Raw genomic sequence first — 7,505 nt, forward strand, 5'->3', positions numbered from 1 at the left:
TCCTATGCCAAGGTCGACCGGCTCGCCGACAAATATCGCGGCAAGGCGCATCTGACGGGCAACCCGGTCCGCGAGGATGTTCTGGCGCTGCGCGACAAGCCCTATCCGTTGCTCGAGGAGGACAGCATCTTTCGCGTCCTCGTGACCGGCGGCAGCCAGGGCGCGAGCATCCTGAGTTCGGTGGTGCCCGAAGGCCTGTCGATGCTCCCGGTCAATTTCCGCCGCCGGTTGCAGGTCACGCACCAGGCGCGGGTAGAGGATATCGACAAGGCGCGAGCCAAATATGCCGAATTGTCGATCGCGGCCGACCTCGCCACCTATCTGCCCGATCTGCCCGAGCACCTCGCCTGGGCGCATCTGGTGATCGCGCGCGCCGGCGCCTCGACCATCGCCGAACTGACCGCCGCCGGGCGCCCGGCGATCCTGGTGCCGCTGCCGAGCGCGACCGACGACCATCAGACCGAGAACGCGCGCGAGATTTCCGAAGCCGGGGGTGCGCGCACGATCGCGCAGAGCCAGTTCACCCCGGTCGAGCTCGCCAAGCAGATGCAGAAGCTCGGCCTCGACCCAGCCGCGCTGCAGAACGCCGCGGCGCGCGCCAAATCCTGTGGCCATCCCGACGCGGCGCGCGATCTCGCCGATCTCGTCGAGAGCCTCGATCATCCCGCCGGCGACCTGCCCGTCGGCAAAGTTCAGACCGCCACGCCGGGCGGGGAGGCCGCTTTCGCATGACCGGGTTGAAGACCGATATCGGCGCGATCCACTTCGTCGGCATCGGCGGGATCGGCATGTCCGGCATCGCCGAGGTGATGCACAATCTCGGCTACAAGGTGCAGGGATCGGACGTGGCCGAGGGCTATGTCGTGCAGGGGCTGCGCGACAAGGGTATCGAGGTGAAGATCGGTCATCAGGCAGACAATCTCGGTGACGCCGCCGTGGTCGTGGTGTCGACCGCCATCAAGCGCGCCAATCCGGAGGTCGAATGCGCGCTCGAACGCCGCATTCCCGTCGTTCGCCGCGCCGAGATGCTGGCCGAACTGATGCGCCTCAAGTCGACCGTCGCTGTCGCCGGCACGCACGGCAAGACCACCACCACGTCGATGGTCGCGGCGCTGCTCGACGCGGGTGGGGTCGATCCGACCGTGATCAACGGCGGCATCATCAACCAATATGGCTCGAACGCCCGGCTCGGCGACAGCGAGTGGATGGTGGTCGAGGCCGATGAGAGCGACGGCAGCTTCCTGCGGCTCGACGGCACGCTCGCGGTGGTCACCAATATCGATCCGGAGCATCTCGACCATTACGGCAGCTTCGATGCGATCAAGGACGCGTTCGTCCAGTTCATCGAGAACGTGCCCTTCTATGGCGCGGCGTTCCTCTGCCTCGACCATCCCGAAGTGCAGGCGGTGCTGCCGCGGGTCCGCGATCGCCGCATCGTGACCTATGGCTTCTCGACCCAGGCCGACATTCGCGGCGTCAACGTGACGCCGATCCCCGGCGGCAACCGGTTCGAGGCGATCATCCGCAGCCGCGACGGCACGACGCGTTCGATCGAGAACATCGAGCTGCCGATGCCCGGCCGCCACAATGTCCAGAACGCGCTGTCGGCGATCGGCGTCGCGCTCGAACTCGGCGTCGACGATGCCACCATCCAGCAGGGCTTTGCCAAGTTCGGCGGGGTCAAGCGCCGCTTCACCAAGGTGGGCGAGGTCGGCGGCACGGTGGTGATCGACGATTACGGCCACCATCCGGTCGAGATCCGTGCGGTGCTGTCGGCCGCCCGCGAAGGCGTCGCCAATCGCGTGATCGCGGTGGTCCAGCCGCATCGCTACACGCGCCTCGGCAATCTGATGGAGGAGTTCCAGCAGGCGTTCAACGACGCCGACATGGTCTATGTCACCCCGGTCTATGCCGCGGGCGAGCAGCCGATCGAGGGTGTCGACGCGCAGGCGCTGGTCGACGGGTTGAAACGCCGCGGGCATCGTTCGGCCTCGACGGTCGGCTCGGCCGAGGAACTGGCAAAGGAACTGGCGCCGGTGATCCAGCCGGGCGACATGATCGTCTGCCTGGGCGCGGGCGACATCACCAAATGGGCGGCCGGGCTCGCCGACGCGATCGAGGCCGCGCGGTGACGGTCTGTTACGCCATGCCCCCGGTCCGCGGGAAACTGACGCACGGCGCGCCGCTGGCGCCGCTGGTGTGGTTCAAGAGCGGGGGCGCGGCCGAATATCTGTTCGAGCCGGCCGATATCGAAGACCTTGCGACCTTCCTCTACGCGCTCGATCCGTCGGTCCCGGTGATGGGCCTGGGTCTGGGCTCGAACCTGATCGTGCGCGACGGCGGCGTGCCGGGCGTGGTGGTCCGGCTGGGCAAGGCGTTCGCCAAGGTCGAGCGGCTCGACGAAACCGCATTGCGCTGCGGCGGGGGAGCGAGTGGCATCCTCGTCTCGTCGAGCGCGCGCGACGCCGGCATCGCCGGGCTCGAATTCTTGCGCTCGATCCCCGGCACGGTCGGCGGCTTCGTGCGGATGAACGGCGGCGCTTACGGTCGCGAGGTCAAGGACGTGCTGGTCGAGGCCGATGTCGTGCTGCGCTCTGGCGAGCGGAGGACGCTGGTGCTCGGCGAGCTCGGCTATACCTATCGCCATTCCGACTTGCCGGTCGGCGCGATCGTGGTCGGCGCGACCTTCCGCGGCCATCCCGGCGAGCCGGCCGCGATCCAGGCCGAGATGGATCGCATCGCCGCCGCACGCGAGGAATCGCAGCCGCTCCGCAGCCGCACCGGCGGCTCGACCTTCAAGAACCCCGACGGCCACAAGGCCTGGCAATTGGTCGACGAAGCGGGGTGCAGAGGGCTTCGCAAAGGCGACGCGCAAGTATCGGAGAAGCATTGCAATTTCCTGCTCAACCTGGGCGACGCCACGAGCGCGGACATCGAAGAGCTGGGCGAAGAGGTGCGGGCGAAAGTGAAGGCCAAGTCCGGCGTGATGCTGGAATGGGAAATCCAGCGCGTAGGGGTGGCGAAGTGAGTGCGGCTATCCAAATCCTCCCCGGTACGGGGAGGGGGACCAAGACGCGTAGCGGCTTGGTGGAGGGGGCCCATCCCGAGGCCGCCTCCTGGTCTGTTGTTGGTTGCTCGCGGGCCCCCTCCACCACCGGCCTTACGGCCGGCGGTCCCCCTCCCCGTGCCGGGGAGGAATTATGAACTCGCCCCTCCACGTCGCCGTCCTGATGGGCGGTTGGTCGGCCGAGCGCGAGGTCTCGCTGATGTCTGGCAAGGGCATCGCCGAGGCGCTGGAATCGCTCGGGCATCGCGTCACCCGGATCGACATGGATCGCGATGTCGCGGCGAAGCTCGCCGCGGCCAGGCCCGACATCGTGTTCAACGCGCTCCACGGCACGCCGGGCGAGGATGGGTCGGTCCAGGGCATGCTCGACCTGATGGGGCTGAAATACACCCATTCGGGCATGGTGACCTCGGTGATCGCGATCGACAAGGCGCTGACCAAGCAGGCGCTCGTCCCGCATGGCATCCCGATGCCGGGCGGTCGCATCGTCAAGTCGGCGGATGTGTTCGAGGGCGACCCGCTCAAGCGGCCCTATGTCCTGAAACCGGTCAACGAAGGTTCATCGGTCGGGGTCGCGATCGTCACCGACGACGGCAATTACGGCAATCCGATCGGCCGCGACGTCGCGGGGCCGTGGCAGGAATTCGAGGAATTGCTCGCCGAGCCCTATGTCCGCGGGCGCGAGCTGACGACGGCGATCCTCGGCGGCCGCGCGCTCGGCGTCACCGAATTGCGGCCGAAGTCGGGCTGGTACGATTATGACGCCAAATATACCGACGGGATGACCGAGCATGTCTTCCCGGCGCAGATCCCCGACGCGATCACCGAGGCGTGCAAGCGTCTGGCGCTCGAGGCGCATCACCTGCTCGGGTGCAAGGGCGCTTCGCGTTCCGATTTCCGCTGGGACGACGAGCGCGGCGAGGACGGGCTGTTCCTGCTCGAGGTCAATACCCAACCCGGCATGACCCCCTTGAGCCTGGTGCCCGAACAGGCGAGACATCTCGGCATCTCCTATCCGGAGCTGGTGCAGATGATCATCGACGAGGCACTGGCATGAGCCGCACCCCGACCAAGGGCCGGCCCACCGCGCGCAAGACCCCGGCACGGCGCAAGCAGAAACAGAAGAAGCCGTCGATCGTCGATCGCATCCTCGCCTGGCTGCCGATCAGCCAGCACAATCTGCAGCGCATCGCCACCTGGTCGATCTTCGCGCTGATGCTGGGCGGCGCGCTGGCCGTCGCGCAGATATTCGGCATTCCCGGCATGGTCGGCACCGCCTTGGCCGAGGAAGCCGGCAATGCCGGCTTCCGCGTCGAGCAGATCGAGATCCGCGGCGTCAAGCGGATGGACCAGATGACGGTCTATGCCGTCGCGCTGGAGCAGAAATCGCGCGCGATGCCATTGGTCGATCTCGACCAGATTCGCGGCAAGCTGTTGCAATATGGCTGGGTGCAGGACGCACATGTCTCGCGCCGGTTGCCCGACACCTTGCTGATCCGCATCGTCGAGCGCACCCCGGTTGCGGTGTGGCAGAACCAGGGCGCGCTGAGCCTGATCGACCGTGACGGCATCTTTCTCGAGCGTGTTTCGGCCGACGCCATGCCCGACCTGCCGCTGGTGATCGGGCCGGGAGCCGACCTGCAGGAGCCCGCCTATCAGACGCTGATGACGGCGGCGCCCGCGCTCAAGCCCAAGGTGCGCGCCGCGACCTGGGTCGGCAATCGCCGCTGGGACCTGTTGTTCGACACCGGCGAGACCTTGTCGCTGCCCGAGGGAACCGATGAGGCTGCCCGAGCGCTCCGATTGTTTGCGGAGCGGGACGGCACGCTTCGCTTGCTGGGCAAGGGATGGTTGAAGTTCGACATGCGCGATCCGGACAGAATGGTCATGCGCAAGCCAGACGGATCGAGCCTGATCGGGGCGCCGACCAGCTCGACGACCAATGCGCCGCCGGCGGCGGCGGATCGCGCGGCATCGCGCGATCAAGTGTAACGGGGGGCTAGAGTCATGGCCAAGACACCGCCGGAAGGACTGATCACGGCACTCGATATCGGGTCGTCGAAAGTCTCCGCGATGATCGCGCAAAAGGGCAGCGGCGGCGAATTGATCGTGCTCGGCACCGGCCAGCGCGAGAGCCGCGGCGTGCGGCGCGGCTGTATCGCCGACATGGCGGCGACCGAAGTCGCGGTGCGCGAAGCGGTCGAGCAGGCCGAGCGGATCGCCCAGACCAATATCGAGAATGTCTGGGTCGGCTTCTCGGCGGGCGGCCTGGTCAGCGACGTCGCCTCGATCGAGTTCGAGATGGGCGGGCATCGCATCGAGCAGGCCGATATCGACGCCTTGCTCCGCGCCGGGCGGGAATCGATCGACCCGGCCGGGCGCATGGTGCTCCACGCCCAGCCCGCGCTCTACACGCTCGACGGCATCACCGGGGTCAAGAACCCGCTCGGCCTCCATGCCGACCGGCTCGGCGTCCATATCCATGTCGTCGCCGCCGACGGCTCGCCGGTGCGCAATATCGGGCTGTGCGTGGCCAAATCGCATCTCGAGGTGAAGTCGATCATCGCCGCGCCGGTCGCGACCGGTCTGGCCTGCCTCAGCGCCGAGGAGCGCGAACTAGGCACCGCGCTGGTCGAAATGGGCGCCGGGATCACCAATGTCTCGCTGTTCGCCGGCGGCATGCTGGTCGGGCTGGTCACCATTCCGATGGGCGCCGCCGACATTACCGACGACATCGCCTCGACCTTCGGTGCCAGCCGGACCCAGGCAGAGCGGATGAAATGCTTCCACGGCTGCGCCAACGCGACGCCGCGCGACAATCACGAGATGCTCGAGATCGCGCCGCTGAGCGACGACGGCGCGGGCGAGGGGCCGCGCATCACCAAGGCGCAATTGATCGCGGTGATCCGTCAGCGGCTCGAGATATTGATGGGCGAGATCGGCAAGGCGCTGACCGCGATGAAGTTCGAGGGCAATGTCGGCCGCCAGGTCGTGCTGACCGGCGGCGGCGCGGAGCTCAAGGGCATTGCCGATTACGCGCAATCGGCATTGGGCCGCTCGGTCCGGGTCGGCCGGCCGCGCGGGCTCGCCGGGCTGCCCGACGCGCATTCGGGGCCGGCGTTCGCGACGCTCGCGGGCTTGGTCCATCACGCCGCCACCGACCCGATCGACTTGCGATCGCTATCGTCGGGCGAGCATCAGACGGTGCACAAGCCGTCGCCGATATCGATCTTCCGTCGTCTGATTCGAACGGCTCGGGCGAATTATTAAAGAAATGCGTCACGGGACCCCATTTGTTGTGGATAGTCCCGGGGCGATGGTGCAAGAAGTTGTGGGCATAAGTGTTCCGGTCACCGGAGCATTTCGGAGAACGAGTAATGGTTGAATTTCTTCCTCCGGACGTGGACGAGCTGACGCCGCGGATCGCGGTGATCGGTGTCGGCGGGGCGGGCGGCAACGCGATCGCCAACATGATGAAGAACGACGTGCAGGGCGTCGACTTCCTGGTCGCCAATACCGACGCGCAGGCGCTCAAGCAGAGCCAGGCGGGGCAGAAGATCCAGCTCGGCGTGAAGATCACGCAAGGGCTGGGCGCGGGCGCGCGGCCGGAGATCGGGCGTGCCGCGGCGGAGGAAGCGATCGATCAGGTCGCGCGGACGCTCGACGGCGCGCATATGTGCTTCATCGCGGCGGGCATGGGCGGCGGGACCGGTACCGGTGCGGCCCCGGTCATCGCCAAGGCGGCGCGCGACATGGGCATCCTGACCGTCGCCGTGGTGACCTAGCCGTTCGCGTTCGAGGGCAATCGCCGCGCCAAGGCGGCCGAGGCCGGCATCGAGGAACTGCAGAAGTACGTCGATACGCTGATCGTCATCCCCAACCAGAATCTGTTCCTCGTCGCCAATGCCAACACCACCTTCAAACAGGCCTTCGAACTGGCCGACGAGGTGCTGCAGCAGGGTGTGCGCGGGATCACCGACCTGATGGTCATGCCGGGTCTGATCAACCTCGACTTCGCCGACGTCCGCTCGGTGATGCAGGAAATGGGCAAGGCGATGATGGGCACCGGCGAGGCCGAGGGCGACAACCGCGCCATCGAAGCCGCGTCGAAGGCGATCGCCAACCCCTTGCTCGACGGCGTCAGCATGAAGGGCGCCAAGGGCGTCATCGTGTCGATCACCGGCGGCGAGGACATGCGCCTGCTCGAAGTCGACGAGGCCGCGAACCATATTCGCGAATTGGTCGACGAAGACGCCAACATCATCTGGGGCTCGGCGTTCAATCCCGACCTCGAGGGCAAGATCCGCGTGTCGGTGGTCGCGACCGGTATAGAGGCGGACAGCTCGGCGGTGGCCGCAGCCGCCGCTGAGCCGGCCACGCGCGCGTTCAGCTTCGGCCGCAAGACCGAATCCGCGGTCCCGGTTTCGCCGGTCGCGCC

Annotated in this window: 6 protein-coding genes and 1 pseudogene; all 7 read left to right on the top strand. The window is 67.2% G+C overall.

Features of this window, described 5'->3' with window-relative positions:
- A partial coding sequence (locus ACTHJR_RS02750) for a glycosyltransferase (protein WP_440521542.1) occupies nt 1-732 on the top strand: 732 nt, incomplete at its 5' end.
- Nucleotides 729-2,132: a UDP-N-acetylmuramate--L-alanine ligase gene (murC, locus tag ACTHJR_RS02755; RefSeq protein WP_440521543.1), complete on the top strand. Its 1,404-nt coding sequence runs from the start codon at nt 729-731 to the stop codon at nt 2,130-2,132. The genes ACTHJR_RS02750 and murC, both read left to right, overlap by 4 nt.
- Nucleotides 2,133-2,146: 14 nt before the next feature.
- Nucleotides 2,147-3,028 (top strand): UDP-N-acetylmuramate dehydrogenase, encoded by an 882-nt coding sequence (murB, locus tag ACTHJR_RS02760; protein ID WP_440521545.1) that lies wholly within the window; start codon nt 2,147-2,149, stop codon nt 3,026-3,028.
- A 172-nt stretch (nt 3,029-3,200) separates the two neighbouring features.
- Nucleotides 3,201-4,124: a D-alanine--D-alanine ligase gene (locus tag ACTHJR_RS02765; protein ID WP_440521546.1), complete on the top strand. Its 924-nt coding sequence runs from the start codon at nt 3,201-3,203 to the stop codon at nt 4,122-4,124.
- Nucleotides 4,121-5,059 carry a cell division protein FtsQ/DivIB gene (locus ACTHJR_RS02770; RefSeq protein WP_440521548.1) on the top strand — a complete coding sequence of 313 codons (939 nt, stop codon included), beginning with the start codon at nt 4,121-4,123 and terminating at the stop codon, nt 5,057-5,059. The genes ACTHJR_RS02765 and ACTHJR_RS02770 overlap by 4 nt, the downstream gene beginning before the upstream one ends.
- Nucleotides 5,060-5,074: 15 nt before the next feature.
- Entirely contained in the window at nt 5,075-6,337 is a 1,263-nt protein-coding gene (gene ftsA, locus ACTHJR_RS02775; protein WP_440521549.1) for a cell division protein FtsA, read from the top strand.
- Between the two features lie 107 nt (nt 6,338-6,444).
- Nucleotides 6,445-7,505 (top strand): annotated as a pseudogene (gene ftsZ, locus ACTHJR_RS02780) (cell division protein FtsZ); the annotation flags it as partial.

This window comes from Sphingomonas sp. (assembly GCF_051962185.1).
Lineage (GTDB): Bacteria > Pseudomonadota > Alphaproteobacteria > Sphingomonadales > Sphingomonadaceae > Sphingomonas.

What these genes read in the sequence shown, in the direction of transcription:
- murC (WP_440521543.1), top strand. Translation starts at nt 729, where the DNA reads ATGACCGGGTTGAAGACCGATATCGGCGCGATCCACTTCGTCGGCATC.
- murB (WP_440521545.1), top strand. Translation starts at nt 2,147, where the DNA reads ATGCCCCCGGTCCGCGGGAAACTGACGCACGGCGCGCCGCTGGCGCCG.
- ACTHJR_RS02765 (WP_440521546.1), top strand. Translation starts at nt 3,201, where the DNA reads ATGAACTCGCCCCTCCACGTCGCCGTCCTGATGGGCGGTTGGTCGGCC.
- ACTHJR_RS02770 (WP_440521548.1), top strand. Translation starts at nt 4,121, where the DNA reads ATGAGCCGCACCCCGACCAAGGGCCGGCCCACCGCGCGCAAGACCCCG.
- ftsA (WP_440521549.1), top strand. Translation starts at nt 5,075, where the DNA reads ATGGCCAAGACACCGCCGGAAGGACTGATCACGGCACTCGATATCGGG.